This is a genomic window from Cellulomonas avistercoris, assembly GCF_014836445.1.
Classification (GTDB): Bacteria; Actinomycetota; Actinomycetes; order Actinomycetales; family Cellulomonadaceae; genus Cellulomonas; species Cellulomonas avistercoris.
Genome location: NZ_JACSQV010000011.1, coordinates 27,741 through 47,952, shown reverse-complemented (window position 1 = coordinate 47,952; position 20,212 = coordinate 27,741). Strand labels below are relative to the sequence as shown.

The window sequence follows — 20,212 nt, the reverse complement described above, 5'->3', positions numbered from 1 at the left end:
TGTCGACCCGCAGGGTCAGCGCGCGCCGCCCCGCAGCACCTCGCCGAGCGACTCGCGGCGCCGCACGGCCTGCTCGACCAGCACCGCGATCGCCAGGGCGGCCACCAGGGCGCCGGCGGCGACCAGCACCGGCCACCAGACCAGCGACACCGGCACGTGGCCCGGGGCGGCCGTCACCCACGTCAGGCGCAGGGCGTCACCCAGCAGGAAGGGCAGCGCCATCCCGATGGCCGTGCCGCCCACGAAGCCGCCGAGGACGAGCGGCGCGAGCTCGCCCAACGTCGCCCAGCGTGCCGTGCGGGCGTCGAGCCCGAGGGTGCGCAGGGTCGAGAGCGTGCGTCCGCGCTCACCGGACGTCGCGACCACCACGAGCACGAGGGCGATGACGGCGAGCCCGGCGAGGACACCGACGGTCACCAGCAGGAGCGTCCGGAGCGCCGCGGGCAGCGGCGCGCGGGACCAGGCGCTCCACCAGCCGTCCACGGTCGTCACCGTCACGCCCGGCAGGTCCGCGATCCCGAGGTCCGCGACCGCCTGGGCCGCACCCGGTCCGGCCACCCAGGCGCGTGTCGTCGCGGGGAGCTTGCCGGTCACCTGGGCGGCCGCCGCGGTGTCGACGACGACGACGCCGTCGTCGCCCGTGAACGTGGCCCTCGCCGCGCGCACGTCGGCGGGCGGGGCGCCGTTGTCGCCGGTGAGCACGGTGGTCCCCATCACGTCGACGTCGACGCGTTCGGTGACCAGCTGCAGGAGCGTGCCGCCGGCGTGGTCGACCCGCGCGAGCACGTCGGGTGTCGCGAGCACCGGGAGGCGACCCTGGTTGACGTCCCCGAGCAGCGCGAGCCCCTCGTCGACCGGCAGCCCGCGCGCCTCGCGGACCGCGGCCAGGGCCACCGTGTCGACCACGAGCACCGTCACCACCGGCTCCGAGCCCCGTCCGAACGCGCGTTCGTTCATCTGGCCGCCCGTGGCGAGCGCCTCGACGCCCTCGGCCGTCTCCAGCCGCGCGAGCGCCTCGAGGGCCTCGTCGGTGTCCAGCGGACCGTCGAGGCGCACGTCGGCGCCGACGAGCTGGTCCGCCGCGATGCGCTGGCCGTCGTGGACGGTCTGCACCAGGAGGCCGCTGAGGACCATCAGCGCGACGGCGACCGTCACGGTGACCAGCGGCAGCAGGGCGGTCGCGCCGCGCTGCGCGCGGGAGGTCGCCAGCGGCGCCGCGAGTCCCCGCGAGCGCGCGGCCCACCGCCCCGCGAGACGCACGACGGCGGGGGCGACGCGGACGACCGCGAGAGCGACGGTCAGCGCGAGCAGGAACGGCGCGGCGGCGAGCAGCGGGTCGGTCCGCATCGAACCCTGCGGCAGCAGGCCACGGCTGCGGAGCGTGACGAGCGCGGCCACGGCGACGGCCACGGCCGTCAGCTCCAGCACGGACCGGCGGGCGCTGCGCAGCCCGGCGAGACGCGCACGCTCCCGGCGGTCGGCGGGCACGCGTCGGCCCGTCCAGGCCGCCGCCGCGGCACGGGTCGCCAGGAGCACGGGCGCGACGACCGCGACGGTCGTGATCGCCGCCGCGAGCCCGGGCGTGCCCGGCCCGTGGGGCAGCCACCACGCGATGACGCCGCCGGCCACGAGTGCAGCCGCCGCCGCCGCGGGCACCGACTCGACCGCGCTGCGCAGCGCGACGGACAGCAGCGAGGCGCCGCGCGCGCGCTCGCCCGACAGGTGGCTGCGGCGACGCTCGACGAGCAGGGCGCCCGCGAGCACCAGGCAGCACGCCGCGGTCGCGCCGGCACCGGCGACGACCAGGGACGCCTGGGCGAGGGTCGCGCTCAGGTGCGCGTCGAACGCGTCGAGCACGCGCGGCAGGCCGGTCCGCACCGGGGTCGTCGTCGTGAGCGCCACGACCGACCGGCGGAGCTCGGGCACGTCGGCCGGCGTCAGGTGCTCGACGTCGACCACGGCCACGGCCTCGCCGCTGAGCATGGTCGCCCCCAGCAGGGACGCCATGTCGGCGCGCGCCTCGGGCGGCACGTAGAGGCCCACGGGGCCGCGGGGCGGGTCGGCCGGGGCCTCCAGGAGGTCAGGGGCGTGGGTCCACATCACGTCGTTCGGTGCGACCGGCTCGTAGATCCCGGTGACGTGGGCCTCCATGGGCAGGGCCTCGCCGCGCCCGCGGGCGAGCAGGATCGTCACCGGCGCGGCGCTGGGGTCGATGCCCAGCGCGCGGGCGACCGTCACGCTGAGCCCCACCTCCACGGCCAGGGGCGGGGGTGACGGCAGGGTCCCGTCGGCGGTGGGCTCGGCTGCGGGCGGCACCGGGACCGCGACGGGCGCGCGCCCCACGGTCCAGCGCACGGGGTCGGGGCGTGACGCGGGCGACTCGAGCGTGACGAGCCGGACGTCGAGGCCGCTCCGGTCGTCCGTCGACGCGGTGAAGGGGGGCGTGGCGGCGATCGCGGTCGCGGGGAGCATCCCCGCGATCAGGTCGAGCAGCGCGGCCTGGCCCAGGGGCCCGGACAGCGTGGGTGCGTCCTCGGGGGGGAACGGTGGCGCGGGTGCCGGGACCACGACGGCCGCCTCCGCGCCGGCGGCCGTGATCGCCTCGCGCAGCGCGTCCTCGGCCGTGCGGCCCAGCAGCCGCGGGGCCGCGAGGACGGCGATCAGGGTCGCCGTCAGCAGGATCGCGGTGCCGATCAGCAGACCGACGTCGAGCCGCGCGCGTCGCCGGGTCACCAGCAGCGCATCGCCGGTGGTCGCGCGCACGCGCGTGGCCGTGGTGGTCATCGTTCGTCCCCCATCCGCAGGGCGGCACCCGAGGTCCGTCGGACGCCCAGGGCGACGACGACGGCGACGACGACGCACGCACCGGCCACGACGGCGGCTCCGCGCGTCGTCTGCGCGGCCCAGCCCCACACGAGAACCGGGTCGGGCACCGGTGTGCGGCCGTCGGGCGACATCGTGAGCAGGGGTGCGACCACGGCCGCCAGGCCGTACCCCGCGAGGAGCCCCACCACCGCACCGAGGACCACGAGCATCGTGCTCTCGGCGACGATCCCGCCCATGAGGCCCGGGCGCGACGCCCCGACGGCCTGCAGCCGCGCCAGCTCGAGGCGGCGTGCCCGCACGGCCGCCGCGGCGACCGCGCCGACGCCGACGAGCACGAGCAGCGCCGCTGCGCCGCTCACGAGCGACATGGTCGCGGGAACCGCGACCCGGACGGGCCCGGTCAGCGCCTCCTGGCGGAGCTCGACGCGCGTGCGGGTCTGCGCGCCGGTGCCGGCGAGCGCCGCCGAGACGCCCGCCGCCGCGTCGTCCGGCGCGGCGACCCACCAGGTGTCGGGGCTGACCGACGGTCCGCCGGCCTCGATCGCGGCACGTGCGAGCGTGAGCTGGTCGACCAGGATGCTGCCGCGTCGTGGCGAGCCGGGGACCTCGTCCGCGAACCGTGCCACCTCGGCGTCCACCCGTGTCCCCCCGAGGTTCAGCGTGAGGTCCTGGCCCGGTCTCATGGCGAGGTCGTCCGTCACGGCCCTGCCGACGACCGCCGGGACGGCGCCGGACGCCTCCCAGGTCCGCGCGAGGAGGGTGGCGAGCTCCATGCCGCCCCCGTCCCCGTGCATGGTGCCGACGACCACGAGAGCCCCGTCGCCGGGTTCCGCGGTGACGCCGCCGCGCACCTCGATCTGCGCCACGCGCGGCGGCTGACGCAGGGCCCCCGACCAGCCCACCGCGCTTAGGGTCACGGGGGTCGACGCAGCGTCGGCGGCGACGTAGGGGTTGCTGATCCCGGCCGACCGGGGCACCGCGCCCAACCGGGTCACCGACAGCTCGGCCTCCAGCGTGCGCACGAGGGGTCCCAGCGGGTCCTGGGGATCGAGCGGCGGCAGATCCCGTGGCGCCAGCGTGACGCCGATCGCGACCACGCGCAGCGCACCGCCGGCCGGGACCTCGAGCGCGACCTCGAAGGGTTCGCCCAGGGGGACGGTGCGTTGCTCCGACCGCACGAGCAGGCCGGTCGGGCCCTCGACCGTCACGTCGACCATGCCGTCGCCGCCCGTCGCGGGCGTCGTCCCCAGCACACCGGTGGCGACGACCCACTGGGTGTCCGGCGGCAGCTCTGCGCCCGTTCCCGTCGCGGGCTGCGCCTCCACGAGGCCGGCCAGGAGTGCCTCGGGCGTCGACCCGGACCGTCCGCGCACGTCCTGCGGGCGCGACGCGTCGAGCGCGACCAGCTGGGCCGTGACGCCGCCGATGTTGCCGCGCGGGCCGATGCCGACGGACCGGTGCACGACCGGCTGCGCGTGCCCGTCGGGGCCCGCGGCCGCCGTGACCGCGACCGCAGCGGCCGCGGGCTCGTCGTCGAGGCCGTCGACGCGGACGTCCGTCCCGATCGCGAGGTCGACCTGCTCGATCTGGGACGTGCGCCACGTCGACAGGAAGGCCGCGCTGAAGGTGCCGGAGGCGACGGCGACCACGACCACGAGGACCGTGCCGGTCGCGATCGACGGACGCCGGGAGACCTGCCAGGCCGCGAGCGGGACGACGAACGAGCGGGCACGCGCCGCCACGACGTCCGCGAGGCGCCCCAGGGGCGTGACGAGCCGCAGGGCCACCGTCGCGGCGGCGAGCGTCACCAGCGCCGGCCCGGTGACGAGGACGACGTCGACCCCGACGCCGCCCGGGCCACCGGTCAGCGGCGAGCCGTAGGCGATGAGCTGACCCATCGCGAGACCGCCCAGCGCCAGCAGGGACAGGTCGCCACCGGCCCGCAGCAGCCCGGCGTGCGCGGTGGCGGAGGTCGAGCCCTCGGTGTGCCAGGACGGCACGCACAGCGCCACCGCGAGCACGCCGGCCATGACGGCGCACGTCAGCAGCACGGGCGCCGGGAGGCCGGGACCGACGAGGTAGCCGGCGGCGGACAGGTCGCCGGAACCCGTCAGGCGCTCGAGCGCCGCCCGCGCGAGCCAGGGCGAGGCGAGGAAGGTGAGAGCCGCGAGCGTGAGGGCCTCGAGGACGACGACGGACCGCAGGTGCGCGGGCGACGCGCCGCGTGCCGCGAGCAGCTCGTTCTCGGCGGCGCGGCGCTCCGCGAGCAGGCGGGCGGCCAGCAGCATGACCGTGGTCGCGAGGGTCGCCAGCAGCAGCCCGATGGTGATCACGCCGGCCCGCATGACGACGACCTCGCGCGTGATCGCGTCGAGCGCACGGTCGATCTCGGTGCGGACCCGGCCGTCGGCCTCGGGGTCCAGGGACTCCGAGAGCGTCGCCTGCGCGTTGCGCACCTCCTGGCGCATCTCGCGGAGCGCCTCGCTCGACGCGTCCGCGGGGCGCGGCTCGATCATCAGGTAGGCGGTGTCCACCAGTCCCGGACCGTCCAGGGCCGACGGGTCCGCGACGAGGGGTCCCCACAGGACGGTCGAGCGGAACCCCAGGCTGCCGGGCCAGGGGTACGGCTCCGTGCCGCGACCGTTCAGCCGGTCGCGGGTCCAGGCCGTGCCCGCGCCGACGGCCTCGTGGGTCCCCACGACGACGAACGCGGCGTACTCCTCGCCGTCCCACGGCCGGGTCTCGACGCGAGCGCCGACCTGCCAGCCCAGCTCGCGCGCGGCGATCTCCGGGACGTTGACCTCGATCGCGCCGCTCTCGTCGGCGGCCCGCTCGGGCCAGCGGCCGGTGACCAGACGGGCGACGTCGTCGGTGACGGAGAAGGCGGACAGGTACGTGAGGTGCGGGGCTTCGCCGGTGCCCGTGTCGGTGCCGGGCAGCGCCCGCAGCGACCCGACCTGCCACGTGGTCTCGCCGGTCGGCACGTCACCGGTGATCTCCGCGAGACCGGCCCGGGCCTTGTCGAGCACCAGTCCGGTGTCCTCGCCCTGCACCCAGACCGTCGCCTCGATCCGGACGTCGTCCGGTGAGAGCCGGCTCAGTGCGGCCGGTGCCCCCTGGGTCTCGGCGAGGTGCAGCAGACCGGCGAGGAGGCCCACGAGCGTCGTCGCCGCGACGGCGACGGCCGTGACCATGGCGACGACCGACCCCTGCTCACGCAGCCGGCCGCGCAGGACGCGCGAGCGCCACCTCATGTCTGCCTCCTCCTGCTCGTGCCGCGCGGGTCCGTGCGTCAGGCGTCGACGAGACGGCCGTCTGCCAGGTGGACGACGCGGTCGGCCAGGGCGACCATCACCGGGTCGTGGGTCGAGACGATGGCGGTCATGCCCTCGGCCTCGACGACCGCGCGGATCAGCGCCATGACGGCGCGGCCGGTCTCCGAGTCCAGCTGGCCGGTCGGCTCGTCCGCGATGAGCAGACGCGGCGAGTTCGCCAGCGCGCGCGCGATGGCGACACGCTGCTGCTGACCGCCGGAGAGCTGCCCCGGCCGCTGCTTGGCGTGCGCACCGAGCCCCACGAGGTCGAGCAGCAGCTCGACGCGCGCCTCGCGCTGCGCGACGGGCGTGCGCAGCATCCGCAGCGGCACCCCGACGTTCTCCGCGGCGGTCAGCACCGGCACCAGCCCGAACGTCTGGAAGACGAACGCGACGACGTCGCGGCGCAGCGAGACCAGCCCGCGCTCGTCGAGCGAGGACACCTCCCGGCCCGCGACGACGACGCGGCCCGTGTCGGGGCGGTCCAGCCCGCCGATCGTGTTGAGCAGCGTCGTCTTGCCGGAGCCGGAGCGCCCGACGAGCGCGACCATCTCGCCCGGCGCCACCTGCAGCGAGACGTCCTGCAGCGCGTGGACGGCGGCGTGGCCCGAGCCGTACGTGCGGCCGACGCCCTCGACGAGCACGAGCGGCCCGTCGGCGGCGCGGCCCGCGTCCTGCCGGGCGGTCGTGGTGGCGGTCATCGGGCTCTCCGTCCGTGTCCGGGGTGGTCCTGGTGCGCGGCGCGCTCGTCCGCGCCCGGCGTCCCGCGGTTGCCGGGACGCACGGCGACGTGCGACTGCTCAAGGGTGAGCCGCACGCGGCCCACCAGGTCGAGGGCCTCGCGGTAGTCCTGGGGCAGCTGGATGCGGCCCGCCCGGTCGAGGACCGCGAACTCCTCGGCGACCTCGTGCTGCGTGCCGTCGTCGCGCGTCGCGGTGTGGCGCAGCACCTCCGCGCTGGTGCGCCCGTCCCGGATCTCGACCGTGCGCTGGACGTGGTCCCGGACGCTCGGGTCGTGCGTGACCACCACGACCGTCGTGCCCAGGTCGCGGTTCACGGCGCGCATCGCCTCCAGGACGTCGTTCGACGTCGCGGTGTCGAGCTCACCCGTCGGCTCGTCGGCGAACAGCACGCGGGGGGAGTTGGCCAGACCCACGGCGATCGCGACGCGCTGCTGCTCACCGCCCGACATCTGGCTGGGCCGGCGGTCCGCGCAGTACGCGACGCCGAGGACGTCGAGCAGCGCCGCGGCCTCCGTGCGCCGCTGCTTGCGCGGGCGCCCGGCGAGCGCCATCGGCAGCTCGACGTTCTCCTCGGCCGTCAGGTACGGCACGAGGTTGCGCGCCGTCTGCTGCCACACGAACCCGACGGTCGTGCGCCGGTACTCGACGCGCTCGCGGGACGTCATGGTCATGAGGTCCCACTCGGCGACGCGCACGTTGCCGGCCGTGGGCACGTCCAGGCCCGACAGCACCGACAGCAGCGTCGACTTGCCGGACCCGGAGGCGCCGACGACGGCGATGAGCTCACCCTCGTCGACCAGCAGGTCCAGGCCCTGCAGGGCCTGCACCTCGATCCCCTCGGACTGGTAGATGCGCACGAGCGACTCGCACACGATCAGCGACGTCCGCCCGAACGCCTCGGGACGTGCCCGGGCGCGCTCCTCGAGCGTCGCCAGGCTCGTCGGGGGTGCGTCCTGCACCGTCGACCCGTGGTCCATGGCCTGCTCCATCCTGGTCATCGTTCACCTACCCGCAGCACCTCGCCGAGCCTGTCCCTGCGCCGTACGGCCTGCTCCACGACCACCGCCACCACGAGGGCGACGACGAGGGCCGCGGCCGCCGCCGCGACGGGCCACCACGTGACGTCGACCGTCACGCCCCCCGGCTCCGCCGTGAGCAGCTGCAGCCCGATCGCGTCACCGATGAGCGCGGGCACGCCCAGCCCGATCGCCACACCACCGACGAGCCCGCCCAGCGTCAGCGGCGCCAGCTCGCCCAGCGTCGCCCAGCGGGCGGTGCGCGCGTCGAGCCCCAGCGTCCGCAGCGCCAACAGGGTCCGGCCGCGCTCGCGGGCGGTCGCCACGACGACGAGGACCAGCGCGAGCACCGACAGCGCGGCGAGCACGACCACCGCGGCGAGCAGGAGCGTCGTCAGGCCCGACGTCAGCGGAGCCTGCGACCAGTCCTGCCACCAGCCGTCGCGCGTCGTGACGACCACGCCGGAGGACGCGGTCGGCGCGAGGCGTGCCGCCTCGACGGCCTCGACGGCGCCGGGCCCGCTGACCCACGCGCGGTCCACGGTCGGCTGCTGGCCGCTGACGGCGGCGAGCGTCGCGCGGTCCACGACGACCAGACCGTCGTCCTCCTCGAGCGGGGCCGCGACGCGCGCGTCGAGCGTCGGGGCGCCGGCGTCGGGCCGCAGGACGGTCGTGCCCCGGACGTCGAACCTCACGCTGGCGTTGAGCACGGACATCACCGGCTCGGCGTCGACCGCCTGCGCGCGCTCGAGCAGGCCCGGGCTCACGAGCGCGGGCACCGTCCCGGCGGGCCCCGGCTCGGCCAGCGTCGCCAGGGCCTCGTCGACGGGCAGGCCCGCGGCGGCCCGCACCCGCCCGAGCTCGGCGGCGTCCACGACGAGCAGGGTCGCGCTCATCCCGGTGCGCGCGCCGTAGGTGCGGTCGCCCACCTGGGCGGCCGTCGCCACGTCGGTGACGCCGGGTGCGGCGGCGATCCGGGTCAGCGCGGCGGCGCCGGCCTCCGTGCCGATCGACCCGTCGAGCCGGACCGGTGCGCCGACCAGCTCGTCCGCGGCGGCCTGCTGTCCCGTGCTGACGGTGTGCACCAGGGTGCCCGACAGCACGACCAGCGCGACGCTGACCGTGACCGTCAGGACCGGGACGACGGCCGTCGCCGCGCCGTGGGCGCGTGCGACCGCGAGCGGTGCGGCGAGGCCGCGCGAGCGGGACGCCCACCGCCCGGCCGCGCGGACGACCGCGGGGGAGACGCGGACCACGATCAGCGCCGCGGCGGACGCCAGGAGCACCGGGGCCGCGGCGAGCAGCGGGTCGACCTCGCCCTGGCCCAGGGGGACGAGCCCCCGGCCCCGGACGGACACGAGAGCCCCGGCCGCGAGCACCACGACGAGAGCCTCGACGACGATCCGGCGGGCCTGACCACGCGCCCGCTGGGCCGCGCGTGCGCGCCGGTCGGCCGGGACGCGTCGTCCCTCCCACGCCGCGGCGGCCGCGCGCGCCGCCAGGACGGCCGGCGCGAGCGCGGCGACGACTGCCACGGCCACCGCGATCAGCACCGAGCCCCGCTGGCCGTGCAGCGTCACGGCGACGACGCCGCCCGCGAGCAGCACGGCGGCGAGCACGACAGGTGCGGACTCGAGCAGGCCACGCGTCACGACCGAGGCGATCGACGCGCCGCGTGCGCGCTCGCCGGCCAGGAAGGGCTGCCGGCGGGTGACGAGCAGGGAGGCGGCGAGGACGAGACACAGGGTCGCCGAGGTCGCGACGCCGGCGACGACGAGGGACGCCTGCGCGCGGGCGGCGGACATGCGGGCGTCGAACGCGGTGACGACCGCCGGCAGACCGCTGAAGATGCTCGCCGAGCGGGCGGACGTCGCCTCGATCAGCCCCACGAGCCGGTGGGCGTCGGTGACCGTCAGGCCGTCCGTCCGCACGGGGGCCCGTGACGAGACCGCCACGGCGTTGCGGCCCACCACGTGGACCATGTCGGGGATCGCCTCGACCGGCACGTACGCCGAGGTCTGCAGCAGCGTCGCGGTGCCGGGCGGCGACGGGATCGAGGTGAGCAGACCCGGGTGCTCCGCCCAGACCCGCGCGAGGGGGTCGACCGCCTCGTACAGCCCGGTGACGACGACGTGGTCGTAGTCCCCCGTGGTGTGGCGGCGCATGACGAACGGGCCGTCGTCGAGGGTGATGCCGAGCTCCTCGGCCGCGGCGACGTTCAGGCCGACCTGCACGGTGCGGGGGCCGGGCTCGTCGCCGGGCCGACCGTGCTGCTCGTCCGCCGGGACGGGACCGGGCGCCGTGCCGGCGACCCAGCGGACCAGGGGGGCGGGGTCGCCGGTCTGCCCGACGTGCACGAGCGAGAGTGCGAACGCCCCCACGGGGGTGCGCACGGTGGCGAACCCCGACGTCACGGCGACGACCGGCGCGTCGACGGCCTCGCCGAACTGGAAGAGGAGCATCGAGGCGGCCGCGTACCCCGCCTCCTGCGCGGGTGGCGGACGGCCCGTCACGGGGTCGGACGGGGCGATCCCGACGATCTCGCCGTCGCGACCGGCGGCGACGATGGTCTCGCGCACCGCGACGTCGGCACTGCGCTCGACCAGGCGCGGCACCGCGAGCGTGAGGAGCAGCGTCGCGAGGAGCAGGACCGCGCTCCCGACGACCAGGGCCCTGTCCTGGCGGGCGCGCCGCACGGTGACCAGCAGCGCGACGGCCGTGGTCGCCCGGACGCGGGTGTCGATGTCACTCATCGGTCGTCCCCCAACCGCAGCAGGGCGCCGGAGGCGCGCCGCACGAGCACGACGGCCAGGAGCGCGACGACGGCGCACGCCGCGAGGGCCAGGCCGCCCGTGATGATCAGTGCCATGCCGTCCTGCCACACCACGAGCGGGGCCGGGACGGGCCGTCGGCCGTCCGAGGACACCGTCAGGACGGGCGTGACGACCCTCGCGAGCCCGTAGCCGATGGCCAGTCCGGCGAGCGCGCCGACCACGACCAGGACCACGTGCTCGCCCACCAGGCCGCGCACGAGCGACGGGCGTGCGGCGCCCAGCGCCTGCAGCCGGGCGAGCTCGAGGCGGCGTGAGCGGATCGCGGCGGCTGCGCTCGCGCCGAGCCCCACGAGGACGAGCACGAGCGTGGCGGCGGTCACGAGCGACAGCGCGGCGGGGATCGCGGCGCTCAGCGGTCCGGCGACCGCGGCCGCGCGCTCGGTGGTCCGCACCGTCGCCTCCGCGTCCGCGGCGCGCGCGAGGGCCGCGGCGAGCGCGGGTGCGTCACCGTCGGGGGCGGCCAGCCACCAGGAGTCGACGAGGGGGTCGGTGCCGGCGGCCTCGACCGACCCGCGTCCCAGCGCGTCGCGGTCGACGAGCACGGCGGGCCCGCGGGGCACGCCGGGCAGGTACGGCACGACGTCCTCCACGACGGCCTGCACCTGGGCGTCGCCGGCACGGATCCAGAAGTGGATGCCGGGCGACAGGCTCCCGCGCTCGGCGACGGCCGTGGTGACCAGGGCCCGGACGGCGCCGTGCGCGGGCCACGCGTGCGCGACGAGGCGGCCGTTCCCCCCGTCCAGCGCCGCCATGTCGAACTTGCCGTCGACCACGAGCGCGCCGGGAGGCACGTCGTCGACGAACGGGTACGGGCCGACCTGGGCACCCACGGTCGCGCCACGCTCGAGCCCGCCGCTGATCGCAACGGCCTCCCAGCCGCCGGCCTCGAGCGCGACGGGCGTCCCCTGCGCGGCCGCCGCGGCGAGTGCCTCGTCCGGCGACGTGAGGCCGACCGCACGGTCCAGGACGCGCACGTCCTGGAGGCCGAGCCACACCTGGCCGTGCCGGCCGGACGACGGGTCCGCGACCGTCTCGGTCGCCCCGGACAGGGTGACCACGGCCGACGCGGCGACCAGGCGCAGGGGCCCGAGCCCGCGTGGCACGGCCAGGGCGAAGGTCGACGGCACGTCGAGGGGCAGCTCGGGCACGCTGACCCAGGCCCGCACGCCGGTCTCGTCCTCGACCGCCAGCGTCGGGTAGAGCACCCCCGCCGTGTACGGGTCGGAGCCCGCCGTCATGGTCACCACGAGCCACTGCGGGTCCCCGGGCAGCGGCGTGCCGGTCGGACCGGTGCTCACCGGCGCGTCCTCGTCCTCCGGTGTCCCGAGGTCGCGGACCAGCGTGGACCAGGGCACGTCCGCGCGGCCGCGCAGCGACCCGGGCTGCTCGGTGTCGACTGCCAGCAGCCGCACGCCGAAGCCCGAGCTCTCCTGGCCCTGCGCGACCGCGCGACCGATCGTCGCGCTCCGGTCCGCGACCGGCTGCAGGTGGGTGCCGGGCGGTGCGTCCGCCAGGACCGCACGCGCGTCGGCCGACGCGGTCAGGCGCTCGCCGCGGATCCCGTCGACCCGCACGTCGGTGCCGACGGCGAGGTCGACCTGGTCGACCTGCGAGGTGCGCCACGTCGCGAGGAACGCGTGCGAGAACGTCGCGGCGGACACGGCGAGGATGACGACCAGGGTTGTGCCGGTCGCGGCCGTGAAGCGGCGCGAGACCTGCCACGCGGCGAGCGGGACGACGAGCGACGCGCTGCGCCGCGCGAGGACGTCGGCGCCGCGGGCGAGAGGTGCGACCGCACGCAGCGCGAGCACGGCTGCTCCCAGCGTGACGAGCGCAGGGCCGACGACGAGCACGGGGTCCAGCCGGGCGCCGCCCGGCCCGCGCGTGAGCGGTGCGCCGTAGTCGAGGAGCTGCCACAGGGCGACACCCGCGAGCACGACGAGCGCGAGGTCCGCGCCCGCGCGGACGAGCCCCGCGTGGGCGGCGGCGCTCGACGACCCGGCGGTGTGCCAGGCCGGCACGACCAGGGACACGGCCAGGACCGTCGCGACCGCCGCGCACGCGACCCAGACCGGCAGGGGGATCCCCGGCGGCGCGCCCAGCCCGGCGTCCCCGAGGGCACCGGCCTCGGCGAGACGCGTGAACGCGACGCGCGCGACCCACGGTGCGACGGCCGCGGCCACCGCCGCGAGGACTGCGGACTCGAGGATCGCGAGCGAGCGCAGCTGCGCCGCCGACGCCCCGCGTGCGGCGACGAGCTCGCCCTCGGCGGCCCGTCGCTCCCCGAGCAGACGCGCGGCCAGCAGCATCACGGTGGTGGCGAGCACGACGAGCAGCAGCCCGACGACCACGACGCCGATGCGCGTCACCGCGAGCTCGCGCCACGAGGCGTCGATCGTCTCGCCCAGCCGGGTGAGCACGTACCCGCTCGCGCCGACGTCGCGGAGCGCGGCGGACAGGCGCGCCTGGGTGGACTCGAGGTTGTCGCGCGTCTGCGTCAGGGCCCCGCTCGGGGCGCCGGCGAGGTGCGGCGTGGTCAGCACGTGAGCCGTCTCGACGGTGCCGGCACCCAGCAGCGCGTCGGGCGCCACGACCATCGGCCCCCACGCGTCGGTGGTGAGCCTGCCGCCGGTGCCGATCACGGGGTAGCGGCTGTCGTGGGCGGCGCCCTTGAGCAGGTCGCGCGACCACGACGCCGACGAGCCGGTGAGCCGGTGCGTCCCGACCACGACCCAGCTGTCCTGCGTCTGCCCGCCGATGGTGCGGACCGGCACGACGGTGCCGACCGTCCAGCCGTACCGCTGCGCGGCGACGTCCGGCACGTTGACCAGGAGCTGCCCGGCGTCGTCGCGTGCACGGTCCGGCCACGCGCCCGCCACGAGCTCGCCCTGCTCCGGGAGGAGCGGCGTGCTGGCCGGGTACGCGACGGGTGCGAACTGGGTGCCGGCGACCAGGGGCAGGGACCACATGCGTCCGGTGAGCCAGGTCTCGCTGTCGAACGGCAGGTCACCCAGGGTCGAGGTGAGCGCGACGTCGGTCGCTGCGAGCGCCGCAGCGGCGTCCTTCTTGTTGACCCGGACGACGGCCTCGAGGGCCACGGCCGAGTCGGGCACGCGCGCGATCTCCGCCTCGACCGCGTCGTCGCCGGTGACGACGAGCAGGAACGCGAACGTCCCGAGCAGCGTCGTCGCCACGAACGTGACGACGGCGACCGTCGCGATGACGGTGGCCTGGTCGCGCAGGCGTCCCAGGAGCACCTGCGTGCGCCAGCCCATCGCCCCACCTTCCGCAGCGTCACCCGTCGTCGGGCACCCCTCGGTGTCAGAGGGTCGACGGCGATGCTAGGTGACGTAAACCCGCAGGTGGGAGGATCACCAACACCCGTTCGAGTGACAGAAAAGGTTGGGTCGGCGGTCGGGTGGATTCACTCGTACGGACGCCCGGACCGACGTGCGGCCCGGGCGTCCGGAGGGTGTCAGGCCTGCGGCGGACGCGTCATCGCGAGCACGTCGAGCGCGGTGTCGAGCTGCTCGAGCGTGAGCTCGCCGCGCTCGACGAAGCCGAGGTCGAGGGTCGCCTGGCGGATCGTGACGCCCGCCTTCACGGCGTGCTTCGCGATCTTCGCGGCGTTCTCGTAGCCGATCGTGCGGTTGAGCGGCGTGACGATCGAGGGCGACGACTCGGCCAGCGCGCGCGCCCGCTCGACGTTGGGCGTCGTGCCCGCGACCGTGCGGTCGGCCAGGACGCGCGAGGCGTTCGCCAGCAGGCGGACCGACTCGAGCACGGCCGACGCGATGACGGGGATCTGGACGTTGAGCTCGAACGAGCCCGACGCCCCCGCCCAGGCGACCGTGGCGTCGTTGCCGACGACGCGCGAGCAGACCATGAGCACGGCCTCCGGGACGACCGGGTTGACCTTGCCCGGCATGATCGACGACCCGGGCTGCAGGTCCGGCAGCGCGATCTCTCCCAGGCCCGTGTTGGGCCCGGAGCCCATCCATCGCAGGTCGTTGCAGATCTTCGTCAGGCTGACGGCGATCGTGCGCAGCGCGCCCGAGAGCTCGACGAGGCCGTCGCGCGACGACTGCGCCTCGAAGTGGTCGCGCGCCTCGGTCAGCGGCAGGCCGGTGTCCTCGACCAGCAGCGCGATGACCCGCTGCGGGAAGCCGGCGGGGGTGTTGATGCCGGTGCCCACGGCCGTGGGGGGGGGGGGGGGGGGGGGGGGGGGGGCCGCGGGGGCACGCGGCAGCGCGGCCTGCAGGCGCTCGACGCCGTAGCGCACCGCGGCGGCGTACCCGCCGAACTCCTGCCCGAGGGTCACGGGCGTCGCGTCCATGAGGTGCGTGCGGCCGGACTTCACGACGTGGGCCCACGCGGTCGCCTTCGCCTCGAGGGCGCCCGCGAGGTGCTCGAGCGCCGGGACGAGGTCGCGGACGACGCCGGCGGTGGCGGCCACGTGCACCGACGTCGGGAACACGTCGTTGGACGACTGCGACGCGTTGACGTGGTCGTTGGGGTGCACGGCGCGCCCGAGCAGGCGCGTGGCGAGCGTGGCCAGCACCTCGTTGGTGTTCATGTTCGAGCTCGTGCCCGAGCCCGTCTGGTAGACGTCGACGGGGAAGTGGGCGTCGTGCACGCCGGAGGCGACCTCGTCCGCGGCCGTCGCGATCGCGTCGGCCACGTCCTGCGGCAGGACGCCGAGCTCGGCGTTGGCCCGCGCGGCCGCCTTCTTGACGCGCGCGAGCGCCTCGATGTGCCCGCGCTCGAGCGTGCTCCCCGAGATGGGGAAGTTCTCGACCGCGCGCTGCGTCTGCGCGCGGTACAGCGCGTCGGCGGGGACGCGCACCTCGCCCATCGTGTCGTGCTCGATGCGGAACCCGGGGGTGGCGACGTCCGCGGTGGCCGCGGCGTCGGGACCGTTCGTGTCAGTCATGGGCCCCATCCTTCCACCGCCGGGGGGCTCGCCGGCCGTGTGGCGCACCTCGTCGCGCACCGCGTCGCGCGCTTCCGGTGGCGGGACCGCGCAGGTCGTAGTGCGATGTGAACGACCGTCCGGCCCTTTCCCGACGACGCGAGAGGTCAGGTACCTGACGTGCGACGACGCGCCGCTCTCCTCGCCCTGGTGCTCGTGGCGCCACTCGCCGCGTGCGCCTCGGCCGAGGCGGGCCCTCCCACCCTCACGTGGTACATCAACCCGGACTCCGGGGGGCAGGCCCGCATCGCGCAGGAGTGCAGCGAGGCGTCCGACGGCGCCTACCGCCTCGAGGTCGCCCTGCTGCCTCGCGACGCCCCGAGCCAGCGCGAGCAGCTCGTGCGGCGCCTGGCCGCCGCCGACACGTCGATCGACCTCATGAGCATCGACCCGCCGTTCGTGCCGGAGTTCTCGAACGCCGACTTCCTCGCCGACGTGCCGGACGACGTCGCCGACGCCGTGACGCAGGACGTGGCCGAGGGCGCGGTCGCCGCGGCGACGTTCGGCGACGAGCTCGTGGTCGTCCCGTTCTGGGCGAACACGCAGCTGCTCTGGTACCGCAAGTCCGTGGCCGAGGCCGCGGGGCTGGACATGACGCAGCCGGTCACGTGGGACCAGATCATCGAGGCCGCCGCGGACCAGGACGTCACGATCGCCGTGCAGGGCACGCGCGCCGAGTCGCTCACGGTCTGGGTGAACGCGCTGGTCGAGTCCGCGGGCGGGCACATCCTCGAGAACCCCGACGAGGAGGACCCGCAGCAGGTCACGGCGAGCCTGGACTCCGACGCGGGGCGCACGGCCGCGCAGATCATCGCGGACCTCACCGCCGCGGGCGTCGGCGGCGCGCAGCTGTCCAACGCGGACGAGGACATCAACGCCTCGATGTTCGAGGGCGACTCCGCGGGCTTCATGGTCAACTGGCCGTTCGTGTGGCAGCGCGCCAAGACCGGCGTCGAGGCGGGCAGCCTCGACCAGTCGGTCGTCGACGACTACGGCTGGGCGATGTACCCGCAGGCGGTCGAGGGCGAGCAGGCCCGCCCGCCCATCGGTGGCGTGACGCTGGGCGTGAGCGCGTTCAGCGAGCACCCCGACCTGGCGTTCGAGGCCGCGCAGTGCATCGTCCAGCCCGAGAAGCAGGCGGAGTACTACCTGTCCGACGGCAACCCGCCCGGGGCGCTGGCCGCGTTCGACGACCCCGAGGTCCAGGAGGCGTTCCCCATGGCCGACCTCATCCGGGAGTCCCTGCAGCAGGCGGCGCCGCGTCCCCAGACGCCCTTCTACAACGAGGTGTCCTCGAGCCTGCAGCGCACGTGGCACCCGCCGCGCGGCGTCTCGCCGGACTCCAGCCCGGGACGGGCCGACCAGCTCGTCACCGACGTCCTGCAGGGGAGGTCACTGCTGTGAGCGCCGCGACCACCGCCGTCCCCGCCGCCGCCGACGCGGCGACGCGCAAGCCGCCCCGGCCCCACCGCTCGGACCGCCGACGCCAGGAGGCGCGCCTCGGCCTGATGCTGTGCGCACCGGCGATCCTCGTCCTGCTGGCCGTGGTCGGGTACCCGATCCTGCAGGCCGTCTGGGACTCGCTGTTCAGCTACAAGCTCACGAACCCCGACGCGCGGCGGTTCGTCGGCCTCGGCAACTTCTCGCTGATCCTGTCCGACCCCATCTGGTGGCAGGCGCTCGGCGTGACGGTCCTCATCACCGTCGTGACCGTCGTGGTCGAGCTCGTGCTCGGGTTCGCGCTGGCGCTCGTGATGAACAACGCGCTCGGGACGCTGCGGCCGGCGCTGCGCACCGCGATCCTCATCCCGTACGCGATCATCACGGTCGTCTCGGCGTTCGCGTTCCGGTTCATGTTCGACCTGACCAGCGGCTTCGTGAACAGCTGGCTGCCGTTCGTGCCCGACGACCTCGACTGGTTCGCGTCGTTCGGCACCGCGGTGACGGTCATCTCGATCTCGGAGATCTGGAAGACCACGCCGTTCATCTCGCTGCTGCTGCTCTCGGGCCTGGCGCAGGTGCCGGGCGAGCTGCAGGAGGCGGCGAAGGTCGACGGGGCCACGTGGTGGCAGCGCATGCGGCGCGTGACGATCCCCAACATGAAGGCCGCGATCATGGTCGCGCTGCTGTTCCGCACGCTCGACGCGTTCCGGATCTTCGACAACATCTTCATCATGACGAACGGCGCGGCGGGCACCGAGTCGGTCTCGTTCCTCGCCTACCGGCAGACGATCCAGCGGCTCGAGATCGGCATCGGCTCGGCCGTCTCCGTGCTGCTGACGATCTGCGTCGCGCTCATCGCGCTGGTGTTCGTCAAGGGCTTCAAGGTCAACCTGGCGGCGTCGACGAGGGCGGGACGATGAGCGGGCGGTCGAAGGCGTGGTGGTGGGTCGGCGGGCTGCTCATCTTCCTGTACTGCCTGTTCCCCGTCGCGTGGATCCTGTCCCTGTCGCTCAAGGCGCCCTCGGACCTGGACGACGGCTCGTTCCTGCCGAGGTCCGTGTCGTGGCAGAACTACCAGCTCATCCTCACCGGTGACGCGTCCGACCTGTTCCTGCCGGCGCTGCGCAACTCGGTGGGCATCTGCCTCATCGCGACGGTCATCGCGGTCGTGCTCGCGGCGCTGTGCGCGTACGCGGTCGCGCGTCTCGACTTCCCCGGCAAGGCGTTCGTGCTGGGGCTCTCGCTCGCGGTGTCGATGTTCCCGGTCATCTCGATCGTCACGCCGCTGTTCAACATCTGGCGCGCGATCGGGCTCTTCGACACGTGGGCGGGGCTCGTCATCCCGTACCTGTCGATCACCCTGCCGCTGTCCATCTGGACGCTCACGGCGTTCTTCCGCGAGATCCCGTGGGAGATGGAGCAGGCCGCGCAGGTCGACGGCGCCACGACCGCGCAGGCGTTCCGCAAGGTCATCGTGCCGCTCGCCGGGCCCGGCGTGGCCACGACCGCGATCATCGCGTTCTTCCTCGCGTGGAACGACTTCGTCTACGGCATCTCGCTGACGTCCACCGAGGCCGCCCGCCCCGTGCCGGCGGCGCTCGCGTTCTTCACGGGTGCCTCGCAGTTCGAGGAGCCGACCGGGGCGATCTCCGCCGCGGCCGTCATCGTCACCGTCCCCGTCGTCGTGCTGGTGCTGCTGTTCCAGCGCCAGATCGTCGCCGGGCTCACCCAGGGCGCCGTCAAGGGCTGACCCGCCGTCGGAGCAGGAGGAGGAGCGCCATGGCCGCGATCACGCTGAGCCACGTCGTGAAGAAGTACGGCGACGGCTTCCCGGCCGTGAACGACGTCAGCCTGGAGATCGACGACGGGGAGTTCGTCATCCTCGTCGGGCCGTCCGGCTGCGGGAAGTCCACGCTGCTGCGGATGGTCGTCGGGCTGGAGGACATCAGCGACGGCGAGATCTCGATCGACGGGGACGTCGTCAACGACAAGGCGCCGCGCGACCGCAGGCTCGCGATGGTGTTCCAGAACTACGCGCTGTACCCGCACCTGAGCGTCTTCGAGAACATCGCGTTCCCGCTGCGGCTCGAGAAGGGCAAGTACCCCGAGGAGGAGGTCCGGCGGCGCGTCGAGAAGGCCGCCGAGACCCTCGAGCTGCAGGAGCACCTCGACCGCAAGCCCGCGAACCTGTCGGGCGGGCAGCGGCAGCGCGTCGCGATGGGCCGCGCGATCGTCCGCGAGGCGCGCGCGTTCCTGTTCGACGAGCCGCTGTCCAACCTCGACGCGAAGCTCCGGGGCCAGATGCGGACCGAGATCGCCCGCATGCAGCGCCGGCTCGGCACGACGACGATCTACGTGACGCACGACCAGACCGAGGCCATGACGCTGGGGGACCGCGTGGCGGTCCTCAAGAAGGGCGTGCTGCAGCAGGTCGCGAGCCCGCGGGCCCTGTACGAGCAGCCGGTCAACCTGTTCGTCGCCGGGTTCATCGGGTCCCCGCCGATGAACTTCCTGCCCGGCGAGGTCGACGGCGACGTGCTGCGCCTGCCGCTGACGCAGGTCCCGCTGACGGACGAGCTGCGTGCGCGGATCGGCGACCGCAAGCTCGTGATCGTCGGCCTGCGGCCCGAGCACCTCGAGGACGCCGACACGCTCGACGACGAGACGCGCGCCAAGGGCGTCACCTTCGAGGCCGACGTCGACGTCGTCGAGTGGCTGGGCGCCGAGCTGTACGCGTACGTCCCGTTCGAGACGCGCGAGGACGTCGCGGCCACGCTCGAGGAGCTCGACCGTGACCTCGACGGCGAGAACATGCGCACGCAGCTCGTCGCGGCGCTCGGCGCCGAGTCGCACGCGCGCGACGGCGACACGGCCGAGCTGTGGTTCGACCCGGCGCGGCTCCTGGTGTTCGACCCGGAGTCGGGGGACAACCTCACGTACGACGAGGAGTCGGCGCGGCGGTCCGACGAGGAGAGCGTGGAGGACCGGCGCCGCGCGACCGAACGCGCCCGTCGGCGCGCCGACCGGGACCGCGACGGCGACCGCGAGACCGCCGCCTGACGCC

At 75.4% G+C, this 20,212-nt stretch carries 11 protein-coding genes; 4 read left to right on the top strand and 7 right to left on the bottom strand.

All coding sequences use genetic code 11. From position 1 onward, the window contains the following. Positions 1-15 precede the first annotated feature (15 nt). The 7 genes from H9657_RS13050 to H9657_RS13020 all read right to left on the bottom strand — a co-directional run bounded on the left by H9657_RS13050 (position 16) and on the right by H9657_RS13020 (position 15,666). Positions 16-2,784 carry an FtsX-like permease family protein gene (locus tag H9657_RS13050; RefSeq protein ID WP_191783855.1) on the bottom strand — a complete coding sequence of 923 codons (2,769 nt, stop codon included), beginning with the start codon at positions 2,782-2,784 and terminating at the stop codon, positions 16-18. Beyond that, a complete protein-coding gene (locus tag H9657_RS13045; RefSeq protein ID WP_191783854.1) occupies positions 2,781-6,080 on the bottom strand; it encodes an ABC transporter permease in 3,300 nt (1,099 codons plus the stop codon). Before H9657_RS13045 ends, H9657_RS13050 begins: the two co-directional genes overlap by 4 nt. 38 nt (positions 6,081-6,118) lie before the next feature. After that, entirely contained in the window at positions 6,119-6,841 is a 723-nt protein-coding gene (locus H9657_RS13040) for an ABC transporter ATP-binding protein (protein WP_191783853.1), read from the bottom strand. Beyond that, positions 6,838-7,872 (bottom strand): ABC transporter ATP-binding protein, encoded by a 1,035-nt coding sequence (locus tag H9657_RS13035; RefSeq protein WP_404813163.1) that lies wholly within the window; start codon positions 7,870-7,872, stop codon positions 6,838-6,840. Before H9657_RS13035 ends, H9657_RS13040 begins: the two co-directional genes overlap by 4 nt. A 5-nt stretch (positions 7,873-7,877) precedes the next feature. Then, positions 7,878-10,652, bottom strand: coding sequence for an FtsX-like permease family protein (locus H9657_RS13030; RefSeq protein WP_191783852.1), 2,775 nt, complete (start codon positions 10,650-10,652; stop codon positions 7,878-7,880). Next, positions 10,649-14,008: an FtsX-like permease family protein gene (locus H9657_RS13025; protein WP_191783851.1), complete on the bottom strand. Its 3,360-nt coding sequence runs from the start codon at positions 14,006-14,008 to the stop codon at positions 10,649-10,651. The genes H9657_RS13030 and H9657_RS13025 overlap by 4 nt, the downstream gene beginning before the upstream one ends. A 200-nt stretch (positions 14,009-14,208) precedes the next feature. Beyond that, a complete protein-coding gene (locus tag H9657_RS13020) occupies positions 14,209-15,666 on the bottom strand; it encodes a class II fumarate hydratase (protein WP_191783850.1) in 1,458 nt (485 codons plus the stop codon). 159 nt (positions 15,667-15,825) lie between these two features. Between H9657_RS13020 and H9657_RS13015 the strand changes: the two genes are divergently transcribed. From H9657_RS13015 to H9657_RS13000, 4 genes are read left to right on the top strand one after another with little or no spacing between them, the layout of a single operon-like run. Beyond that, on the top strand, positions 15,826-17,109 hold the full coding sequence (locus H9657_RS13015) for an extracellular solute-binding protein (RefSeq protein ID WP_191783849.1): 1,284 nt from the start codon (positions 15,826-15,828) through the stop codon (positions 17,107-17,109). Beyond that, positions 17,106-18,068, top strand: coding sequence for a carbohydrate ABC transporter permease (locus H9657_RS13010; protein WP_191783848.1), 963 nt, complete (start codon positions 17,106-17,108; stop codon positions 18,066-18,068). The genes H9657_RS13015 and H9657_RS13010 overlap by 4 nt, the downstream gene beginning before the upstream one ends. Beyond that, entirely contained in the window at positions 18,065-18,898 is an 834-nt protein-coding gene (locus H9657_RS13005) for a carbohydrate ABC transporter permease (protein WP_191783847.1), read from the top strand. The genes H9657_RS13010 and H9657_RS13005 overlap by 4 nt, the downstream gene beginning before the upstream one ends. 29 nt (positions 18,899-18,927) lie before the next feature. Then, entirely contained in the window at positions 18,928-20,208 is a 1,281-nt protein-coding gene (locus H9657_RS13000; protein WP_191783846.1) for an ABC transporter ATP-binding protein, read from the top strand. The last annotated feature ends 4 nt before the right edge of the window (positions 20,209-20,212 follow it).